At 35.9% G+C, this 21,085-nt stretch carries 23 protein-coding genes and 1 pseudogene; 19 read left to right on the forward strand and 5 right to left on the reverse strand.

From position 1 onward, the window contains the following. Positions 1–196 precede the first annotated feature (196 nt). Positions 197–4,051, reverse strand: coding sequence for a T9SS type B sorting domain-containing protein (locus NAT50_RS10520; protein ID WP_250593187.1), 3,855 nt, complete (start codon positions 4,049–4,051; stop codon positions 197–199). 339 nt (positions 4,052–4,390) lie between these two features. Here NAT50_RS10520 and NAT50_RS10525 point away from each other — a divergent pair, with 339 nt between their 5' ends. After that, positions 4,391–5,104, forward strand: coding sequence for a DsbA family oxidoreductase (locus tag NAT50_RS10525; protein ID WP_250593188.1), 714 nt, complete (start codon positions 4,391–4,393; stop codon positions 5,102–5,104). Between the two features lie 33 nt (positions 5,105–5,137). Beyond that, positions 5,138–5,695, forward strand: a complete 558-nt coding sequence (locus tag NAT50_RS10530; protein ID WP_250593189.1) for a 2'-5' RNA ligase family protein — start codon at positions 5,138–5,140, stop codon at positions 5,693–5,695. A 24-nt stretch (positions 5,696–5,719) separates the two neighbouring features. On the opposite strand, the gene NAT50_RS10535 is transcribed toward NAT50_RS10530, so the two are convergent. Together NAT50_RS10535 and NAT50_RS10540 are read right to left on the reverse strand one after the other, a co-directional pair. Continuing rightward, the gene (locus NAT50_RS10535) at positions 5,720–6,091 is read right to left on the reverse strand and encodes a YchJ family protein (RefSeq protein WP_250593190.1); all 372 of its coding nucleotides are present in this window, start codon (positions 6,089–6,091) and stop codon (positions 5,720–5,722) included. Continuing rightward, complete coding sequence (locus NAT50_RS10540; RefSeq protein WP_250593191.1) at positions 6,084–6,293, reverse strand: hypothetical protein; 210 nt, start codon at positions 6,291–6,293, stop codon at positions 6,084–6,086. Before NAT50_RS10540 ends, NAT50_RS10535 begins: the two co-directional genes overlap by 8 nt. A 224-nt stretch (positions 6,294–6,517) precedes the next feature. On the opposite strand from NAT50_RS10540, the gene NAT50_RS10545 reads away from it, so the two are divergent. The 15 genes from NAT50_RS10545 to NAT50_RS10610 all read left to right on the forward strand — a co-directional run bounded on the left by NAT50_RS10545 (position 6,518) and on the right by NAT50_RS10610 (position 19,026). Next, positions 6,518–7,153, forward strand: coding sequence for a Crp/Fnr family transcriptional regulator (locus tag NAT50_RS10545; protein ID WP_250593192.1), 636 nt, complete (start codon positions 6,518–6,520; stop codon positions 7,151–7,153). A gap of 64 nt (positions 7,154–7,217) precedes the next feature. Beyond that, positions 7,218–8,003: a sulfite exporter TauE/SafE family protein gene (locus NAT50_RS10550; protein WP_250593193.1), complete on the forward strand. Its 786-nt coding sequence runs from the start codon at positions 7,218–7,220 to the stop codon at positions 8,001–8,003. 137 nt (positions 8,004–8,140) lie between these two features. Beyond that, entirely contained in the window at positions 8,141–9,559 is a 1,419-nt protein-coding gene (locus NAT50_RS10555; protein ID WP_250593194.1) for an MBL fold metallo-hydrolase, read from the forward strand. A gap of 90 nt (positions 9,560–9,649) precedes the next feature. Next, on the forward strand, positions 9,650–11,062 hold the full coding sequence (locus tag NAT50_RS10560; RefSeq protein WP_250593195.1) for an MBL fold metallo-hydrolase: 1,413 nt from the start codon (positions 9,650–9,652) through the stop codon (positions 11,060–11,062). Positions 11,063–11,064: 2 nt separating this feature from the next. Beyond that, positions 11,065–11,277 carry a YgaP family membrane protein gene (locus NAT50_RS12405; protein WP_408610668.1) on the forward strand — a complete coding sequence of 71 codons (213 nt, stop codon included), beginning with the start codon at positions 11,065–11,067 and terminating at the stop codon, positions 11,275–11,277. After that, positions 11,274–11,483 carry a hypothetical protein gene (locus NAT50_RS10565; RefSeq protein ID WP_250593196.1) on the forward strand — a complete coding sequence of 70 codons (210 nt, stop codon included), beginning with the start codon at positions 11,274–11,276 and terminating at the stop codon, positions 11,481–11,483. Before NAT50_RS12405 ends, NAT50_RS10565 begins: the two co-directional genes overlap by 4 nt. Further along, complete coding sequence (gene trxA, locus NAT50_RS10570) at positions 11,476–11,778, forward strand: thioredoxin (protein ID WP_250593197.1); 303 nt, start codon at positions 11,476–11,478, stop codon at positions 11,776–11,778. Before NAT50_RS10565 ends, trxA begins: the two co-directional genes overlap by 8 nt. A 2-nt stretch (positions 11,779–11,780) precedes the next feature. Further along, positions 11,781–11,981, forward strand: a complete 201-nt coding sequence (locus NAT50_RS10575) for a DUF6132 family protein (protein ID WP_250593198.1) — start codon at positions 11,781–11,783, stop codon at positions 11,979–11,981. Between the two features lie 100 nt (positions 11,982–12,081). Further along, positions 12,082–12,357 carry a hypothetical protein gene (locus NAT50_RS10580; RefSeq protein ID WP_250593199.1) on the forward strand — a complete coding sequence of 92 codons (276 nt, stop codon included), beginning with the start codon at positions 12,082–12,084 and terminating at the stop codon, positions 12,355–12,357. A gap of 65 nt (positions 12,358–12,422) precedes the next feature. Further along, entirely contained in the window at positions 12,423–12,611 is a 189-nt protein-coding gene (locus tag NAT50_RS10585; RefSeq protein ID WP_250593200.1) for a hypothetical protein, read from the forward strand. A gap of 143 nt (positions 12,612–12,754) precedes the next feature. Then, positions 12,755–14,062 (forward strand): TolC family protein, encoded by a 1,308-nt coding sequence (locus NAT50_RS10590; RefSeq protein WP_250593201.1) that lies wholly within the window; start codon positions 12,755–12,757, stop codon positions 14,060–14,062. Between the two features lie 45 nt (positions 14,063–14,107). Continuing rightward, positions 14,108–15,193, forward strand: coding sequence for an efflux RND transporter periplasmic adaptor subunit (locus tag NAT50_RS10595; protein ID WP_250593202.1), 1,086 nt, complete (start codon positions 14,108–14,110; stop codon positions 15,191–15,193). A 65-nt stretch (positions 15,194–15,258) separates the two neighbouring features. Continuing rightward, on the forward strand, positions 15,259–18,453 hold the full coding sequence (locus NAT50_RS10600) for an efflux RND transporter permease subunit (protein ID WP_250593203.1): 3,195 nt from the start codon (positions 15,259–15,261) through the stop codon (positions 18,451–18,453). Positions 18,454–18,514: 61 nt separating this feature from the next. Beyond that, on the forward strand, positions 18,515–18,820 hold the full coding sequence (locus NAT50_RS10605) for a hypothetical protein (protein WP_250593204.1): 306 nt from the start codon (positions 18,515–18,517) through the stop codon (positions 18,818–18,820). A gap of 20 nt (positions 18,821–18,840) precedes the next feature. Next, positions 18,841–19,026, forward strand: a complete 186-nt coding sequence (locus tag NAT50_RS10610; RefSeq protein ID WP_250593205.1) for a YgaP family membrane protein — start codon at positions 18,841–18,843, stop codon at positions 19,024–19,026. On the opposite strand, the gene NAT50_RS10615 is transcribed toward NAT50_RS10610, so the two are convergent. Both NAT50_RS10615 and NAT50_RS10620 read right to left on the reverse strand, forming a co-directional pair. Beyond that, positions 19,023–19,163 (reverse strand): hypothetical protein, encoded by a 141-nt coding sequence (locus tag NAT50_RS10615; RefSeq protein ID WP_250593206.1) that lies wholly within the window; start codon positions 19,161–19,163, stop codon positions 19,023–19,025. The two genes, NAT50_RS10610 and NAT50_RS10615, sit on opposite strands and share 4 nt — an antisense overlap. Beyond that, the gene (locus NAT50_RS10620; RefSeq protein WP_250593207.1) at positions 19,160–19,714 is read right to left on the reverse strand and encodes a hypothetical protein; all 555 of its coding nucleotides are present in this window, start codon (positions 19,712–19,714) and stop codon (positions 19,160–19,162) included. Before NAT50_RS10620 ends, NAT50_RS10615 begins: the two co-directional genes overlap by 4 nt. Before the next feature lie 84 nt (positions 19,715–19,798). Here NAT50_RS10620 and NAT50_RS10625 point away from each other — a divergent pair, with 84 nt between their 5' ends. Both NAT50_RS10625 and NAT50_RS10630 read left to right on the forward strand, forming a co-directional pair. Next, a complete protein-coding gene (locus NAT50_RS10625) occupies positions 19,799–20,533 on the forward strand; it encodes a DUF4369 domain-containing protein (RefSeq protein WP_250593208.1) in 735 nt (244 codons plus the stop codon). 11 nt (positions 20,534–20,544) lie between these two features. Continuing rightward, positions 20,545–20,946: pseudogene (locus tag NAT50_RS10630) on the forward strand (TlpA family protein disulfide reductase); the annotation flags it as partial. Positions 20,947–21,085: the final 139 nt, after the last annotated feature.

Below are 21,085 nucleotides of genomic sequence, written 5' to 3' on the forward strand. Positions count from 1 at the left end.
ATGCTGAACAGTCTTAATTGACCAATGACAAAATTTAGCTTTTATCTTTCTCTTTCTTCTGTTGAAATAAATTTATAAAATTTTCAAAGAACTTCCTTTTACAAACATAGGATGACAAGGAAGAGCATGAGGGAACATAAAAAAATCCCTAAAGAAAATTCTATTAGGGATTTAGTATCTATTGATGATTTAGTCTTTATCGTTTAAGGGCAAAATGGGCTCTAAATTGTTTTTTCGCACCGTTCTCCTCATAATCTACCGTAAACCAATAATCGGTAGAAGGCAATGGTTGTTGGTTATAAGTTCCATCCCATTTTTCTTCTCCTTTTAATTGTTTGATAAGTTTACCAAAACGATCAAAAATATAAATCACATCCGTGTTTTGTAATCCTGCAATAAACCATTTGTCGTGATAACCGTCACCGTTTGGTGTAAAGAATTTCGGATATTCAATAACCAATACATCTTTCGTTAGATAACTACATTGCTGCGCATCGATTACTGTAACTGTATGTGTTCCCGAACTTACGTTGGTAAATACATTGGACGATTGGAAAACGCCTCCATCCAATTGGTAAAAATACGTACCTGTTCCTCCTATTACAGTTACTGTTAAAGTGGCATTACCACTAAAGTAATTGCTTTGTGTAATTGTTAATCCCGTCGCTGGCATGGTAGCGCCAACAGTTGCTGTAACCAATGGAGAAGTACATCCTGTTACGGTATTGACAGCAACTACTCCATAAGTACCCACTGCGGTAGCAGTATAAGTAGCCGTATTTGAATTAGCGATAGGATTATTGTTAAAATACCAAACAAAATCATGCATAGCCTCATCTAATTTAGCATCTAAAATATAAGAACCTGTAGCTACACCAGAGCTATTCACACAAATTGAACCCTCTGTTGGTCTAGGATCCGGCAAGGCATTAACTCTGATTGTTCCGTTTAGAGTTACGGATCCACAGGAACCTCCAGTCGTTGTAATGGAATAAGTATAAGGCGTTGCACTCGCCGTTGTTGGTGTACCGTTAATAGTAACTGTGTTTCCAGAAGTAGTGGCTGTTACTCCAGCGGGTAATCCTGTTACATTGGCACCTGTTGCTACACCACCAAAGGTATACGTTATTGTATTGATAGCTGTGTTAACACATACCGATTGGTTATTAGAGCCTGCTGTTGAAGTAAGTACTAAAGTAGGATTAGTATTTACACTGATACTACCATTTAATGAAGCACTTCCACAAACGCCACCTAAAGTTGAAATTACATAATTAGATGTTAATGCTGTGGTAGTACTTGGTGTTCCGCTAATGGTCACTGTATTTCCTGAAGTAGTATAGGTTACTCCTGCCGGTAATCCTGTCACATTGGCTCCAGTAGCATCTCCACTGAACGTATAGGTAATCGGTGTAATAGCGGTACCGACACAAATCGTTTGATTGTTGGTTCCTGCTGCTGAAGTCAAAGTCAGCGTTGGACTAGTACAGGTTGTTGTACAACTTACTGTTTGAGGAGGCACACAAGAAACACCATTGGCTGTCAGGGTAAAAGTTACTGTTTGTCCTAAAGTCAATCCAGTTACTGTAAAATTAGAAGGAGAAATATGTGTTCCAGTAATGGGTGCTCCTCCATCGATAGTATAACTATAAGTGAAACTTGTCTGACCCACATTACTAAAATCGAAAGCTAATGAAGATGAGGTTGAATTGGCAGCATCACAGATTAGATTAAGAGACATTGCCGTATTCACTGCGATGGTTCCACTCATTGAAACCGTGCCACAAGTACCCCCTACCGTAGTTACGGTATAAGTAAACGGAGAACCTGTGGTAGTCGTTGGCGTACCGCTGATGGTCACCACATTTCCTAGAATGGAATACGAAACACCCTCAGGTAAACCCGTTACGTTTGCACTGGTAGCGCCACCTCCAAAAGTATATTGGATATTTGCAATAGCATTATTCACACAAACCGATTGATTTTCTGTTCCAACTGCAGATGTTTGTGTTAAAGTCACCGATGGACTTACTGTAATAGTTCCATTTAGTGAAGTCGTACCGCAAGTACCTCCTACCGTAGTTACGGTATAAGTAAACGGAGAACCTATAGTAGTGGTTGGCGTCCCGCTGATGGTCACTACATTTCCACTAACAAAAAATGAAACACCCGCTGGTAAACCCGTTACGTTTGCACTAGTAGCGCCTCCACCAAAAGTATATTGGATATTCGTTATAGTATTATTGACACAAACCGATTGATTTTCTGTTCCAACTGCAGATGTTTGAGTTAACGTAACCGATGGATTTACTGTAATGGTTCCATTTAATGAAGTCGTACCGCAAGTCCCTCCTACGGTAGTTACTGTATAAGTAAACGGAGAACCTGTAGTAGTCGTTGGCGTACCGCTGATGGTCACCACATTTCCTAGAATGGAATACGAAACACCCTCAGGTAAACCCGTTACGTTTGCACTGGTAGCGCCACCTCCAAAAGTATATTGGATATTTGCAATAGCATTATTCACACAAACTGTTTGGTTTTCTGTTCCTGAAGCCGAAGTTTGAGTTAAAGTCACCGATGGACTTACTGTAATAGTTCCATTCAGAGAAGTCGTACCACAAGTACCTCCTACCGTAGTTACGGTATACGTAAACGGAGAACCTGTAGTAGTGGTTGGCGTACCGCTAATGGTCACCACATTTCCACTAATGCCAAATGAAACACCTGCTGGTAAACCCGTCACGTTTGCACTTGTAGCGCCTCCACCAAAAGTATATTGGATATTTGTAATAGCGTTATTCACACAAACCGATTGGTTTTCTGTTCCAGCTGCTGATGTTTGAGTTAACGTAACCGATGGATTTACTGTAATAGTTCCATTTAGTGAAGTCGTACCACAAGTCCCTCCTACGGTAGTTACTGTATAAGTAAACGGAGAACCTGTAGTAGTCGTTGGCGTACCACTGATGGTCACCACATTTCCACTAATAGCAAATGAAACACCCGCTGGTAAACCCGTTACGTTTGCACTAGTAGCGCCACCCCCAAAAGTATATTGGATATTTGATATCGCATTATTCACACAAACCGTTTGGTTTTCTGTTCCAGCTGCTGATGTTTGCGTTAGAGTAGCTCCACTTACAGTAACCGTAATAGTATCAGTAATGTTAGTTCCACAAGAACTAGTAGCCGTTAAAGTTAACGTGATCGTACTACCATTAGTAGCAGTGGTTGGAACAGTATAATTGGTAGATAAATTATTGGGTGAAGCAAAACTCCCCGAAGGTGCCGACCAAGCAACACTCGCATGTCCTTGAGCCGTTCCGGATAAAGTTATTGTTTGTCCCGCACAAGCCGTTACCGTAGCTGAACCAGCATCAACTGTAAAACTTTGTGCTACTGGTGCTTTACATCCATTATTTACATAAGAGGCAGTTCCGGAAGGTGTAAAATTAACTGTAGCTCCATTATTGTCAGCATCATTACCTCCTGTAGTTCCATAAATATTTACTAGTTTAGTTCTATCATACGTTACAGAGTCTGAACAACTTCCAAAATTTGCCGATAGAGTTCTCGTTCCTGGACCATTATAATTAGCAAAATGCCCTCCCGTAGTGGTAGGATTATTTTGAAAAATCATGTAAATATCACTATTCAAAGGGCCGAAAGAATTTAAAGTGGTATCTAAATTAAAACTGGTTACCACAATCACGGTGGCATTAGCGGGTAAAACGCCTCCAGTAGGTTCTAAGATTCTTCCACAACCTCCTGCAGCTGCTATGTCTGCATTGAGTTGGGCTACCTTAGCGGCAGTAGTAGCGTTTTGAACTAATGTTTTCCAACTTTGGGAAGGCCAATTCACTGAAAAATTACTGGTATTCTGTGCCGTTGGTCCGATTTTCATACGGAACATTTCATTGAAGCCTTCATTAGTGCCATTGTCACAGGCATCGACTAAAATACTTTCAATTTCAAAACATTGTGAAAAAGAAAGATTATGAAACAAAAACATTACAAGAAGTAAGGCAAATCTTTTAGGGGTACTCATTCTTTTTACTGCTTTATTTGAAAAGCGGAAGCAAATCTACAAAAACAGAACAATTAATATTAACAAAAAATTAATATTTGTAAAAAATTTAAATGAGGTTAATTAAAAATTAAGAAAAAATTAAATAATTCAGCACTCCAATATTTAATATAACCAATAATTCTTACAAATTATTCAATACTTAGGTCAAAAGAATTCATTTATTATTTAATTCTTAAGTAGTAACATAATAAATGACGAAAAATTATAATCAAAATTAATTACAACAATAGGTTCATCTTTGCATATAACCACTTTCTTGACCAAGCCTATTTTATTTTGTATATTTGAATAAAAAAAATGAATCTAAAACTTAACCTCGATATTTGGTCGGACATGCTTTGTCCGTTTTGTTTCATAGCCAAACACAATTTAGACCAAGCCTTAGCCTCCTTTCCTGATGCTAAAGACATTGAAATTCGTTGGCATAGCTACCAATTAGCCCCTCAAATCTCGTATGATCCTACCAAAGATGCGCACCAAGCTTTGGCAGACCACAAAGGCATGACTAGAGAAACTGCTTTACAACTGAATCAGCAGGTGGCTCAAATGGCGACTCAAGTAGGACTAAGCTTTGATGTGGATAACATGAAATGGGCTAACACGCTCAAAGCACACCGATTGTTACAATGGGTTAAAACCCAAGGAAAGGCTCACGAACTCGAAGAGCGATTGTTTCAAGCGGTATTCAGCAAAGGAGAAAACATTGAAGACGAATCCGTTTTATTAAACATCGTCTCTGAATTAGGTCTATCAACAAAAGAAGCCGCTTCAGCATTAGATAGTGATGCCTTTACTGAAGCTGTAGAACAAGATATCCGCAATGCTCAATATGTAGGATTAAGAGGAGTTCCTCACTTTGTGATTAATGAGAAATCGGCATTTAGTGGTGCGTTACCTCCTGAGAGTTTTCTAAAAATTTTAACGCAAATCCATCAAGAGTGGAAAAGCAGTCAGATTACTCCATTAAATGTACAAGGACAGAATTGCGATTTATCAGGAAACTGCGATTAATTTCTTATAATACAAAAACTAACAGATGCTCTTATGTTCGCTCGATATTCTTTAGTCATACAACCCAGTCCTGACGTTGTTCTTGAAGTTAAAGCGATGAAAGAGCATCTGTCTTCTAAAATTGGTTGGTATCATAGTAAAAATTCGATGGCTCATCTTACCATTAATGAGTTCGAAGCACCCGTAAACGAGAGCGATAAAATAGCACATCATCTTCATTCGATAGCTAGTTACCTCTCTTCCGAAACAGTCTGTTTTAACCATTTCGATACTTTTCCGAACGGTGCTTTCTTTTTGGCTCCCGATGCTACTTCGAAACTGTTTTTAAAGGATATTTTACGACAAGTTCATGAAGAATTTCGATACCCGACTGTACTGAAAAACAATGAACCTCATATTTCTATTGGGAGACGATTACAAGAAGAACAACTTCAAATCGCTCATGCACTATTTGACTCCCCTTCGCTTTCTTTTTTGTGTGATAGAATTGCCCTTCGGATTTTTAATACGTCTCGCAAACAATTTGACATAGTTTCCGAGTTCGTATTTCAGGGAAAAACAAAAGGGGGAACACCCTTGACACTATTTTGAGGTACTGAACTTAATAATCCAAGATTAATAGCCCTCTACATAATACCACTGCTCCCCTTCTTTCTTGAATGTTGAGTGTTCATGATGGCAGTGTGCCTGAGTGCTTTGGTCCAGATAAAAAGCTTTAAACTCTACCTTATTTTCTGTTGCTTTAATCACTTCCAATTTTAACCAATGGTTTTGTACTGCCCAATCCAAAATCTCTTTCTTGTTGTGTCTTTTTCTTGTCTTGGGATGTGTGGTAGCAATCAAATAATCAGCCTGATGTATACAATATGCCGAATAACGGGAACGCATCAATGCTTCGGCCGTTTGTGGTTTTTGTGTACCCAGAATATAGGGTTCGCAACAATCTTTAAACCTTTTTTCGGAACCACAATAACATTTCTTATCCATTTTTAAGTGCCAATTGTTCTAATAGTAAACGGTATTTACTCAAAGTAATCAAATCTTCGTCTTGTACAGCAAAATCGGTTAACTCTTCCAAAATTGTATTAGCTTCTTGTAGTTTTTGGGCTGCTCCTGTTTGATCCTTTACTACCAAACAATCTATGACAGCCTGAATAGTTGCTTTGAGTTTTGAATAATTCATTTCCATGTACCAATCTTTAAGCGTCAAAGATACACAATATCTATGTTTCTGATTGACATACCATCATCCGTCGGCAGAATTAATCTTCTTTATATGAGAGTTCGTCAAGAGATTTTTGGATTGTGTATGATTTTAAAAGAAAAACATACAATTTGAAAAACTGTAACGTATATTTGTCTTTGCAACTTATGGTATGTAATCTTACTATCAGCCTGAAAAACTTCGAATTTATGAAAGACCTTATTAAAAATCATTTCCCGAATTTCAGTCCACAACTGATGGATGAATTGGATAAAAATGCCAGTATTCAGTCCTTCAAAGCCGGAGATATTGTGATTCGTTCGGGTCAATATATCAAGAGTACCGTATTAGTGGTTAGTGGAAAACTGAAGGTATACCGTTTGGATGACGACGGAGGAGAATTCTTTATGTATTACCTTCAACCGGGTCAGGCTTGTGCCTTATCGATGATTTGTGCTACCAAACAAGAAACCAGCGAAATCATGGCTAAAGTAGTAGAAGATGCTGAGTTGATTATGGTGCCTTTGCAAGTAATGGAGAAATGGATGGCCAGTCATCGTTCTTGGTATGAATTTGTGATTCAGACCTATCGTCGACGTTTTGAAGAAGTGCTTACAGTGATTGACAATATTGCTTTTAAGGCTATGGACGAACGTTTAGAGTTTTACTTGAAACGACACCGAGAAGCTTGTCAGTGTAATGATATTAAATTATCACATCAGGAAATTGCTTCGGAACTCAATACTTCTCGCGAGGTTATTTCCCGATTGCTCAAAAAAATGGAACAGCGCCATCTCCTTAGACTTCATCGAAGCCATATCGAACTGCTGCCAAGTTTTCGTTAATGTGATAATAGTTACTGATTAAACTTTTTTTTACACCTACCTTTGTATATCAGTATCAGTAAACATGGAAATTTTAGGGTACATTGCCGCGATAGCTATTGGAATAACGTTAGGATTAATTGGAGGAGGAGGCTCTATTCTGACTGTTCCTATTTTGGTCTATTTATTCCGAATTAATCCTGAATTAGCCACTAGTTATTCTTTATTTATTGTCGGGATAACAGCTAGTATAGGCTCTATTAAACAGTACTTATTACAACTTTTAAAACTTAAGGAAGCGATTTATTTTGCAGTTCCTTCTGTTTTGTCATTGTTGTTGGTTCGAAAATTGGTACTCCCTTCTATTCCTGATAACTTATGGACTCTCGGAGATTTGATGATTACCAAGAATATGTTCATCATGCTGATTTTTGCGGTACTAATGCTATTGGCTTCCCGAGCGATGATTTACGGTCAACCTAAAACGAACACAAAAGAACCGAATTATTTTAAATTAGGTGGCATTGGATTGGGTGTTGGTTTAGTTACCGGTTTTTTAGGAGCTGGAGGTGGTTTTCTAATTATTCCTGCTTTGTTATTTTTTGCCGGAATTCCCATGAAGCAAGCGGTAGGAACTTCCTTATTTATTATTGCCCTTAACTCTTTGATAGGTTTTACCGGAGACATCATCAGCGGTGTAAAACTCGATTATCCTTTTCTATTATCAATTACAGGAATTGCAGTTATTGGGATGTTTATTGGAATGGCTATATCAAAAAAAATAGACGGAGCTAAACTGAAACCTGCCTTTGGTTGGTTTGTACTAGCCATGGGAATTTTCATTGTTGTAAAAGAAATTTGGCTGAGTTAATCGCATTCTATAAGAAATTTATTATTGTTTTTATACGTTTTGAATTTCTTGTTCCATTCCTTCCCTTTTCCTGATAAATATCATCTTTTTAGTTTTTGCTTAATCCTATTTTTGTTTGAATCAATAAATGAAATCTCATGAAAATAGAGCAATTATACACCAAATGTTTAGCAGAAGCTGCATACTACATTACTTCAGGAAATGAAGCTATTGTTGTAGATCCATTGCGAGAAACTCAACCCTATTTGGATCGGTTGGAACGCGATGGAATCCGCTTAAAATATATTTTTGAAACTCATTTTCATGCAGATTTCGTCTCGGGTCATGTAGACTTGGCACAAAAAACCGGCGCTACTATTGTATATGGCCCAACAGACATGAAACCTGGATTTGAAGCATACATCGGTCATGATAACGAAGTTTTTCATTTTGGTAACGCCAAAGTCAAACTCATTCATACCCCAGGACATACTCTGGAGAGTTCTTGTTTTTTGCTTATTGATGAAAAGGGCGATGAACAAGGTCTTCTTACAGGTGATACTTTATTCATAGGTGATGTAGGAAGACCTGATCTGGCACAACACGTTATTGCCGATTTAACACAAGACAAACTAGCGCGAATGCTATACCGTTCGTTACGTGATAAGATAATGCCACTTTCTGACGATTTAATCATTTATCCAAATCATGGAGCTGGTTCTGCCTGTGGAAAAAACATGAGCAAGGAAACTACAGATTTACTAGGAATTCAGAAAAGAACAAACTATGCCTTGAATCCCAACCTAAGTGAGGACGAATTTGTAGAAGCCTTACTAGACGGATTAACCACTCCTCCAGCCTATTTTCCTAAAAATGTGGCTTTGAATATTAATGGCTACGAGAGTCTTGACACTATTTTAGAACGAGGTTTACAACCTATTGCGATTACTGAATTTGAAACTTTATGTGAAGATCCTCAAATACTGATTTTAGATACCCGAACTCCCGAAGAATTTTCAAAAGGTTTTATTCCTAACAGTTTGAACATCGGTTTAAACGGGAATTTTGCTCCTTGGGTAGGAGAATTAATCAGTGATATCAACCAATCTGTTGTTTTAATCTGCAACGAAGGAACAGAACAAGAAGCTGTTATTCGTTTGTCTCGCATTGGGTACGACAACACTATTGGCTTTCTTGAGGGAGGATTTAATGCTTGGAAAGCGAATCAAAAGGAAAGTAACTCGATAGAGCGCATTGATGCTTCACAATTGGAAGACTATTTATCTAAGACTTCTTGCCCGCTTTTTGATATTCGTAAACGCAATGAACATAATGCGGAACATGTATTGGGAGCACAAAACATTCCATTGAATGAACTCAAACACCAACTAGATGCTTTTCCTAAAGACATTCCTTTTGTATTACACTGTGCCGGAGGATATCGCAGTATGATGGCCGCTTCTATTCTTCAACAAAATGGATATTATAATTTTAAAGATGTCCGTGATGGTTTTGAAGGAATAAAGAAAACCACATTGCCATTGTCTCAGTATGTTTGTCCCACAAGTCTACTATAACGGATAGCTAATTCATGAAAGTGTAACTTATATCACTTACATTTAAAAAAATATACCTTATTTTTGTATAGTATTTTTAATGAAAGAATTATGCAAATAGAACAAATATATACCGGATGTTTAGCACAAGGAGCTTACTATATTACTTCTAACGGAGAAGCAGCTATTATTGATCCGCTTCGAGAAGTACATCCTTATTTGGATCGTTTGGAAAGAGACGGTGTGACTTTAAAATACATCTTTGAAACTCATTTCCATGCCGATTTCGTTTCGGGGCATTTAGATTTAAGTAAGAAAACAGGAGCGCCAATAGTCTATGGTCCTACTGCTTCCCCTGAATTTGATGCTATTATTGCTGAAGACAATCAAGTTTTTCAGATTGGTGACGTTACTCTTAAGGTATTACACACTCCAGGTCATACCATGGAAAGTACTACATATCTTTTACTAGACGAATCTGGAAAAGAACATGCTATTTTCTCTGGTGACACTTTATTTATTGGTGATGTAGGTCGCCCAGACTTAGCTCAGAAAGCAGCGAACTTAACACAAGAACAATTAGCGGCTACTTTGTATCATTCGCTACGTGACAAAATAATGACGTTACCAGATGATGTTATTGTATATCCTGCTCACGGTGCTGGATCTGCTTGTGGAAAAAACATGAGTAAAGAAACGGTTTCTACCATTGGTGAACAAAAGCAAAAAAATTACGCTTTAAGAGCGAGCATGACCGAAACAGAATTTGTTTCTGAAGTATTGGATGGTTTAACGCCTCCTCCAGCCTATTTCGGAATGAATGTAGCCATGAATAAAACAGGATACAACAGTTTTGATAATGTGATGAATGAGGGAATGCATGCTTTGTCTGTAAAAGAATTTGAAGAATTAGCCGATTCGAGCGATGCCGTTATTCTAGACACTCGTAATCCGAATGAATTTTATAAAAAACATATTCCTCAGTCTATTAACATAGGAATCAATGGTGATTTTGCGCCATGGGTTGGTACCCTGATTGCGGATGTAAGTCAACCTATTCTGATTGTTTGTGATTTAGGAAAAGAAGAAGAAACGATTACTCGTTTAAGCCGTGTAGGTTTTGATAATATTTTAGGTCATTTACAAGGAGGTTTTTCGAGTTGGGAAACTTCGGGTAAAGAAACAGATACTGTAAAACGCATCACCGCAGAACAATTCGCCCAAGAAGTAAAAATTGGAGAAGATAAAGTAATCGATATTCGTAAAGAAGGAGAATATAGTGCTGAACATTTAGATGAAGCCTATAGTAAACCACTAGCCTACATTAATAATTGGATTAACGAAATTGATCCGCAAGAGCATTTTTACATCCACTGCGCAGGAGGGTACAGAAGTATGATCGCTGCTTCTATTTTACAAGCTCGCGGGTATAGAAATTTCACTGAAATTGAAGGTGGATTTAATGCAATCTCCAAAACTGGATTACCAAAATCAGATTTTGTTTGCCAAAGTAAAGTATTATAATAATGATTAAAAAAAATTTAGGAAATACCGACCGTATATTGCGATTGCTTGTTACAGGAATTATTTTGTACCAATTCAATAAAGGAGGGATGAATGATATACAGTCTTACTTTTTCGGACTCATAGCACTTGTCTTTTTTATTACGGCATTCATTGGCTTCTGCCCTTTGTATTTACCTTTTAAAATGAACACAAACGAAAACGAAAAAAAATGAAACAGTTACTTTTTACCAATTGGCATTTGATGCGATGGGTTCGACTAGCTTTCGGTATATTTCTTATCTTTCAAGCAATAGAAACTCGTCAATGGTTTTTCTTTGGATTCGCCGCTTTCTTTTTATTCCAAGCATTGTTTAATCAAGGGTGTGGTGTAAATGGTTGTACGGTTCCAACCAACAATAAATCTAAAAGACATGAATAGTTCATTTCAAAATATTATTGACAGCGAAAAACCGGTATTAATCGACTTTTTTGCTACTTGGTGTGGTCCTTGCCAAATGCTAGGTCCGATTTTACAAGAAGTTAAAGCTTCTTTGGGAGATCGTGTTTCGATTATTAAAATAGATGTTGATAAAAATCAAGAATTAGCAGCCAAATATCAGGTTCGTGGTGTTCCTACGATGATGCTTTTTCAACAAGGAAAACCTCTATGGAGACAATCTGGAGTGTTATCTAAAGAAGAAATTATTAAAACCATTCTAGAAAAAAGTATTTAATTATGTCTAAAAAAGGATACCTGATTACCGGACTTGGTGTATTAGTAGGAGCTATAGTAGGTTATTTGTATTATAAAGAAATAGGTTGCGTTTCCGGCACTTGTGCTATTACTTCTAAACCATTGAATAGTACTTTATATGGTGCTTTGATGGGAGGTTTGGTTTTTAATCTATTTGTAACATCAAAAAAGAAAAACACTTAACTAATATAGTTACGGTGCATTCTCTAAAAGGAAAATGTTTTTTATTATCTTTGGATAAATGAAGATTTGGATTTACACAATTTGCCTATACATTTTTGCTATGACGGTTTTACCTTCGGTTAAAGCGGTTAAGATGCATATGGTAACGAGTTGTTCATCCTTTTGTTCTAATTCTGAAAAAAAACCAACATGTCCTAAAGAAAAATGTTTTTTAAATGTAAATTTCAATGTAGGGCAGTTTGTTTTATTTGAAAATCCAGACTATGTAGGTCATTATTTTGCAGAAGAGATTCTGAAACCCCATTTACATGGCCAATCTTTATTTATAGATTATTTTAAAAACAGCATATGGCAACCTCCGGAAGCTACTGTTTAACTTTTAAAACCATAAAAAATAATTTTAACAACATTCAAAAATAATAACATTTAAAAAAAATAATTATGAAAAATATATTTTCAACGGTAGCTGTAGTTGCTTTATTAGTATCTGTAAGCGTTTCTGCACAAGAAGTTAAAAAAACTAAAACTGCTAAAGAAAAGGCAAAAACTGAAAAATCTTGCTCAACTGCAGAAAAGAAATCTTGTTCTACAGAAAAAAAAGCAGCTTGTTGTGCTGCGAAAAAAGCATAAGTAATTAAATATCAAATAGATAAAAGCGCTCAATGGAGCGCTTTTTTTGTACCGTTCATCTAAAAGTTAGCCCATTGTGACAATAGTTACATACTTAGTGACTTTGACTTCATAATTTTGACCTATAATTAAAAAACAATCTTATGAAGCGACTCTATATAGTAACTTTCAGTCTATTTTTTTCTGCAGTAACTCTTGCTCAAGACACCCTTTCCATTTCGAAAGCTGAACTGACTCAAAAAATAGCTGAGAAAAACTTACAAATCAAAATAGCCGAGAAAACTTATGAATCGGCTAGAGCAGACTATCGTCAATCTAACGCTGTATTTTTACCTAATATTACAGCCTCGCATACCGGAATCGTTACTACCAATCCTTTAATGGCCTTTGGATCTAAACTAAATCAAGAAATAGTAACTATGTCTGATTTTAATCCGGCTTTGTTAAATAATCCCGATCAAATACAAAATTTTGCTACTAAGTTTGAGATCCAACAACCTTTAGTGAATCTAGACGGTTTGTATGGTCGCCAAGCTGCTAAAGCTAAAATGGAAGCGTATCAATTACAAACAGAACGTACCAAAGAATACTTAGAATTAGAAAGTGCTAAAGCCTATATGCAACTGCAACTTGCCTACCGCGCTGTAAGCGTTTTGGAAAAAGCCAGTGCAACCGCTCAAGCCAATCTAAAACTTGTAGAAAACTATTTTAAAAATGGAATGTTACAAAAAACAGACGTTTTGAATGTACAAGTACGTGTAAATGAAATTTCTAATCAGCTACAATACGCAAAATCAAATGTGCAAAATGCTTCCGATTATTTAGCATTTCTACTGAATGAAGAGGCCATGGGAAAAATCTATAAACCTACTGAAACGTTAGATCCTAACATCACTGTTGAAAAAATGGAAACGACACTTCCAGAGAGTCGAAAAGATATTATGGCTTTATCTAAATCGTCTGAAGCCTACAAAAAAATGTTTCAATCAAGTAAATATGGAATTTTACCAAGATTGAATGCTTTTGGAAGCTATGAACTATACGACCATAGTATTTTTGGTACTAGCGCAAAAGGATATTTGGTAGGAGCTCAATTATCATGGAATTTGTTCGATGGTTACAAAACTTTTGGAAAAACCGAAAAAGCTAAAGCCGATTTCTTGAAAGCTGAGGTAGAAAGCCAACAATATAAAAAACAAAGTCAATTAGAGCTTAACAAAACGAACCGACAATTGCTAGATGCCGAGAACAAAGTGAATCTTTCTAAATTAGCCTTCGAACAATCACAAGAAGCCTTTAGAATTCGTCAAAACCGTTTCACACAAGGACTTGAAAAAACAACAGATTTGCTTCTTTCAGAAACACAAATGTCTCAAAAAGAGCTAGAACATTTACAAGCTGTTTTTGAATACAATTTCACTAAACATTATTTACAATTCTTAACCCGATAAACAAACAATTAAATATTCAATATAATTAGACTAATCAGAGAAAATATGAGAAAAATAATTGCTACCCTAACAATATCTTCACTGTTCCTAGTATCGTGCGGCGGTGATCAAAAAAAACAAATTACTGATTTACCAGCCATTCCAGTTACTATTAATGGTAAATTAGATACCAATAACAGTCCATTTATCACTGCCAGCGGAAAAATTGAAGCGGAAAACAGTGCTAACTTGAGTACCCGTATGATGGGTTATGTAACCAAACTACATGTTAGAGTTGGACAAAACGTAAAATCAGGACAGCTGTTAGTGAGTGTGAACAATACTGACCTTCAAGCTAAAAAGGCTCAAGTAGATGCTTCTATCACTCAAGCTCAAGCAGCTTACAATAATGCCAAAAAAGATTACGATCGTTTTGTAAATCTTTTTTCACAACAAAGTGCTTCACAAAAAGAACTTGATGACATGACTGCTCGTTATGAAATGGCAAAAGCAGGATTAGAAGCTGCAAAACAAATGCGTAATGAAGTCATGGCTCAATTTTCTTATTCTAATATCACTGCTCCTTTTAGTGGTGTGGTAACCAATACTTTTATAAAAGAAGGCGACATGGCCAATCCAGGAATGCCTTTGGTAAGTGTTGAAGGTTCTGGAAGATTACAAGTAACTGCTATGGTTTCTGAAAGTGACATCACTAACATTAAAAACGGAATGCCGGTTACTATCAATGTTAAATCAATCAACAAACAAATATCTGGTAAGGTTTCTGAAATCAGCTTATCAGCAAAGAATACTGGTGGTCAGTACTTGGTAAAAATCAACTTAAATCAAACCGATCGTAGTATTTTATCTGGAATGTTTGTGAACGTTCAATTTCCTATAGCTAAAACTGCTGAAAGCACTACAAAAACTTCTGGAGTGGTTTTAATTCCAACCAGCGCCTTAGTAAAACAAGGTCAATTAAATGGTGTTTACACTGTTGGCAATGGAAACACAGCTATCTTACGATGGTTAAAAATTGGTAAAACATTTGGCAATCAAGTTGAAGTTTTATCAGGATTAACAACTGACGAGGCTTACATTGTTTCAGCAGATGGTAAATTGTATAACGGAGCTAAAATAAGCGTTAAGTAATTACCACTTAAAGTTTAGTATAAAAGACTTTAAATGTTGAACCTTAACTTTAAAACAAAAAAATTATGCAAGAAGGTATTTCAGGTAAAATAGCCAATTTCTTCATCAATTCGAAACTTACCATATTATTAATGGTAGCCTTGATGATAATTGGATCATATAGTTCGTTCTTGATTCCAAGAGAAGAAGAACCACAAATTAATGTTCCTATGGCCGACGTTATGGTAGGCTATCCGGGAGCGAGTCCGGCAGAAGTGGAAAGCCGCGTTGTTAAACCCTTAGAAAAAATTATTGCAAACATCAAAGGTGTTGAACACATCCATAGTACTGCTATGAATGGACAAGCCATGATGATTGTACAATTTTATGTAGGTGAAGATATTGAAAGATCCTATGTGAAATTATATGACGAGTTGATCAAAAATCAAAGTATGTTCCCGCAAGGTGTAATGCAACCTATGGTAAAAACACGTTCTATTGACGATGTACCCATGTTAGGTTTGACACTTTGGAGTGAAAAATTAGATGATTTCGAAATCCGTCAATTGGCCGAGGAAGTAACCTCTGAAATTGAAAAAGTAAAAGATGTAGCTATTACCAAAGAAATTGGTGGTAGAAACCGTCAAGTAAAAGTCGTTTTAGATAAAGATAAAATGGCTGAAAACGGAGTGGATGCCTTGAGTGTAATGCAAATGATTCAAGCGAATAACGGAAGTTCTCAATCGGGTAGTTTTACACAAAATGATACCGAATATTTGGTGACTACAGGACAATTCCTATCTACTTCGGAAGATGTTGAAAATTTAGTAGTGGGAGTCAATCAAAATATGCCTGTTTACTTAAAACAAATTGCATCGGTTCAAGATGGGCCTTCCTCTCCAAAAAGTTATGTTTCTTTTGGTTATGGAAAAGCCAACGAAAAATATGCTAAAAATCCATCTGAATACCCTGCAGTAACCATTTCGGTAGCAAAAGTAAAAGGAGCGGATGCCATGAAAATCTCTGAAAAAATTATCCAGAGAGTAGACCAATTGAAAACCAATTTAATCCCTGACGATGTTCATGTAGAAGTAACTCGTAACTACGGAGAAACTGCTTCTCACAAAGTAAGTGAATTATTACTGCACCTTGGAGTCGCTATTTTGGCTGTAACCGTGTTGGTAATGCTGGCCATGGGTTGGAGAGGTGGATTGGTAGTATTTTTCTCAGTACCTCTAACATTTGCCTTAACGCTTTTCAGTTATTACATATTAGGATATACACTAAACCGTATCACCTTGTTTGCTTTGGTTTTTGTGGTAGGAATTGTGGTAGATGACAGTATCATCATTGCTGAAAATATGCACCGACACTTTAAGATGAAACGATTACCGTTCAAACAAGCGGCAATCTATGCCATCAATGAAGTTGGTAACCCTACTATCCTAGCGACTTTCACAGTGATTGCTGCAATTTTACCTATGGCTTTCGTTTCAGGTATGATGGGACCTTACATGAGTCCGATGCCTATTGGAGCTTCAATTGCCATGTTATTATCTTTATTCGTTGCTTTAACGGTTACTCCTTATTTGGGTTACCATTTATTACATGAAAAAGACGAACAAGAACACAAAGAAGAGCAAGGTTTAGAAACTAGTTGGATTTATAGAATCTACAAAAGATTTGAACAACCAATGTTGGACAGCAGCAAAAAAAGATGGGCCATGTTGGGTATTACCGGTATCTTACTTTTGGGATCAATCCTAATGTTTTTTACCAAATCAGTGGCAGTGAAAATGTTACCTTTTGACAACAAAAACGAATTCCAAGTTGTAATTGATATGCCAGAAGGAACAACACTTGAACGTACCGCGGCAGTAACTAAAGAAATTGCACAATATCTTTCTACCGTTCCAGAAGTAGTAACTTATCAGAATTACGTTGGAGCTTCTGCCCCTATTACTTTTAACGGTTTAGTTCGTCATTATGACTTACGCGGTGGAAGCAATATGGCTGATATTCAAGTTAATTTATTAGACAAAGGAGCTAGAAGCTTACAAAGTCACGATGTGGCCAAAATAGTACGTCCTGAAATTAATAAAATTGCTAAAAAATATGGTGCCAATGTAAAAGTTATTGAAGTACCGCCAGGACCTCCAGTATTATCTACTTTAGTAGCAGAGATTTATGGACCTGATTATAAAGAACAAATTAAAGTAGCTAACCAAGTTAAAAATATTCTTCAAACAACCACTGACATTGTAGATGTTGATTGGACTGTTGAAGATATTCAAACCGAGTATCAATTAGAAGTTGACAAAGAAAAAGCAATGCTAAACGGTATTGCTCCGCAACAAATTGTAGGTAACTTAACGTATTTATTACGTGAAATGCCTGTGACCAATTTATATGACGAACGTTCAAACGATCCAGTTGGTATTGTATTAGCATTAGACGATAAAGACAAATCTTCTTTATCTGATATTCAAAATCTTAAAATAAAAGGTAGTCATGGGAATGTGGTTCCAGTAAGTGATTTGGTAAAAGTAAAACAAGATACCTTAGCTAAATCAATATACAGAAAAGACCAAAAACGTGTGGTTTATGTTACTGCAGATATGGCTGGTGCTCTTGAAAGTCCAGTATATGCTATATTGGGTATGGAAGAGAAACTTAAATCTATGCAATTACCAAAAGGGTATTCTATTAACGAATTGTATATGGAACAACCTACCGATGAGACAAACTTCACCGTAAAATGGGACGGAGAATGGCAAATTACTTTAGAAGTATTCCGTGATTTAGGAGCTGCTTTCATGGTTGTAATTATCATCATATACATGCTAATTGTAGGATGGTTTCAAAACTTCAAAACCCCAATGGTTATGATGGTTGCCATACCATTATCATTAGTAGGTATTGTATTAGGACACTGGTTATTAGATGCTTATTTTACTGCAACCTCTTTCATTGGAATGATTGCTTTAGCGGGTGTAATGGTACGTAATTCGGTATTATTGATTGACTTCATTGAAATTCGATTGAATGAAGGTATTCCAATCAAACAAGCGATTATTGAAGCAGGTGCTGTGAGAACTACTCCTATCCTACTGACTACCGGTGCTGTGGTAATTGGAGCTTCGATCATACTTTTTGATCCAATTTTCCAAGGATTAGCAATTTCATTGGTAGCTGGAGCGATTGTATCGACCTTGTTGACACTGATTGTAGTACCATTGATTTACTACATGACTGAAAGAAAAAAATGGGAAAACAACTAAAAAAACGGGGTTTTGTAATAACAATTGCAAAAACCCTGTTTTAAACTAATACCAAATAGATATGAAATTATTAGTTATTACCGCTGTGGCAGCATTTGAAAACGACATCAAAAAAATGTTGAAGCAAGCCCAAGTTAAAGGATATTCGTACCAAAATGTTAAGGGCTATATTGATATTTCTGAAAAAGAGACTGAAGATAATTGGTTTGGATCAGAAATGAATGAAAACGAATCGGTAGTTTTTTACGCTTTCCTTGATCAGCAACACGTCAACACTTTTTTTGATCTAGCTGCGGTTTTTAACGAACAACAAGAAAGTTTATCAAAAATACATATTGCTTCCTTTGAAGTAGAAAAACACAATTAATCCAATTAAAACCATAGAATATGAAAAATAGAATCGTTAGAGCTTTTGCTGGTTCCTTTATTTTAATCAGCCTACTTTTAGCTCATTATGTAAGTCCCAACTGGTACTGGTTTACCGCTTTCGTGGGTGCTAACTTATTACAGTCTTCCATCACCAAATGGTGTTTATTAGAAGTAATATTGACTAAATTGGGAGTGAAAGATTAATTTTCACTTTCCTTACTTTTTTTTAAAATGGCTTTAAGTTGGGCTTTTCGCTCAACTTTTGCTATTTTATCTTTTGACTTAGCTTTGTGTAACTTGTCATTGTATTTTTTAATATTTTCCTGATTTTTTCTACTCATAAATAGTTTCTTTTAATTTCTTCTAAAGTAAGGTTGGTATAAATTAAATCCGTTACTATTTGTTTTCGCAATTCCTCTAAATCAGCTACTGCAAAATGCTTACTCCAATTCGTCAATTCAATAATATTTTTTGCTTGTCGGATTCGTTTCATAGTATCGGCTGAAGTACGTAATACCGCTCTTCCATCATAAAGTGGATTGTTTTTATGCTGATATAGTACTGTTTTCGTGGTAAAATCAACTTCTAGATAATACAAAAAATCCCATGGATTGTCTTCATAAAAGTCGTTCCAAAGAGCAAATCCTAATTTAATTTTAGGGTGTTCATTAAGACCTTTATCAATCAAACGCCACTTGCAATTCCCTAAACGTCCCCAATGATTGGACAAACGATACAATCCCTTTTCAGTATAAAAATAAACACTGCCTGAATCACTGCAATAATCGGGTTCTTTTCCTTGTATTTCCGTTCGGGAAACTTCTGTAAAAACACAAAATGTATTTTTAAATGTATTGGAAGGCGGAATAATTTTCGTAGTATTTTCTATCAATTTTTAGGAATATTAAATAAAATTTAAAATTAGTTTAAAATACATACAAATACGTTATTTTTGCCTGCAAAATTAGTAAAACAAATGAAAAAATTAGTTCTAGTTACCCTTTCAGTTGTTGCTGTTTCATGTAACGGTATTATTGGAAACGGGTACAAAATTTCCGGAGAAATTAACGGATTAGCCGATGGCACAAAAGTATTTTTAGAAAAACAAGATGAACAAACAGGAATGCCCGTATCAGTAGACACAGTTACTATTGAAAAAGGTAAATTCGTTTTCGAAGGTGAAGCCAAAGAACCGGTAATTCATGGAATTCGTTTTGAAAGCATCCCTAATGCTGGATTTGCTCTTTTCGTAGAAAAAGGTAATATTTCTGCTAAGGTTAATAAAGATAGTATTGGTTTAGCTAAAATAGCGGGTACTTACAACAATGATGAATTAAGCAAATACATCAAATTTAATACTGATTTCGAGAAAAAATTCTTAGACTTCAGACAAAAAAATATGCCTATCTATCAGGAAGCTGAAAAGAAAAAAGATACGGTAACGATGAACAAATTAAACAAAGAATTAGTGGCTTTCCAAAACGAAAGAGTTTCTTATAACGAGAAATACATCGAGAGCAACCCTAAATCGATGTTATCATTAATTTTTGTTCAAGGAATGTTTGGATCACAAACTCCTGATTTAGCTAAAATCAAAAAATTCTACGACAACTTGGATAGTGAACTAAAAGAAACTACCGTTGGTAAAAAAATAAAAAAACAAATTGAAGAGTCTGAAAAAGGAGCTCAAGGAAAAAAAAAACTGAATTAGGAAATAAAGCACCAGAGTTTAGTGCAAAAAATCCTGAAGGAAAAGTTATTTCTTTAAAGCAATCTTTAGGAAAAGTAACACTAATAGATTTCTGGGCTTCGTGGTGTGCTCCTTGTAGAAAAGAAAATCCTAATGTAGTGGCACTTTATAAAGAATTACACTCTAAAGGTTTAAACATCATAGGAGTGTCTTTAGACAAAGATGCAGCTAAATGGAAAGAAGCCATTGTTAAAGATCAATTACAATGGAATCATGTATCTAATTTACAATTTTGGGACGAGCCTATTGCAAAAGAGTACGGTGTAGAAAGTATTCCTTCTACTTTTCTTTTGGATTCTAAAGGAACTATTGTGGCTAAGAATCTTTACGGAGCCGAATTAAAAGCCAAAATTTTGGAATTATTAGCAAAATAATCCAAATTTCATACAAAGAACGAAAAGCTCAGGAAAACCTGAGCTTTTTTATTTTATTTACAATCAACCACTTAGAAAAAAGCTTAAAAATAACTTACTTTTTTGTTTGCAAAACAGAAAAACAGTTCTATATTTGCAA

Origin of the sequence: Flavobacterium luminosum (assembly GCF_023635005.1) — a bacterium.
GTDB lineage: Bacteria > Bacteroidota > Bacteroidia > Flavobacteriales > Flavobacteriaceae > Flavobacterium > Flavobacterium luminosum.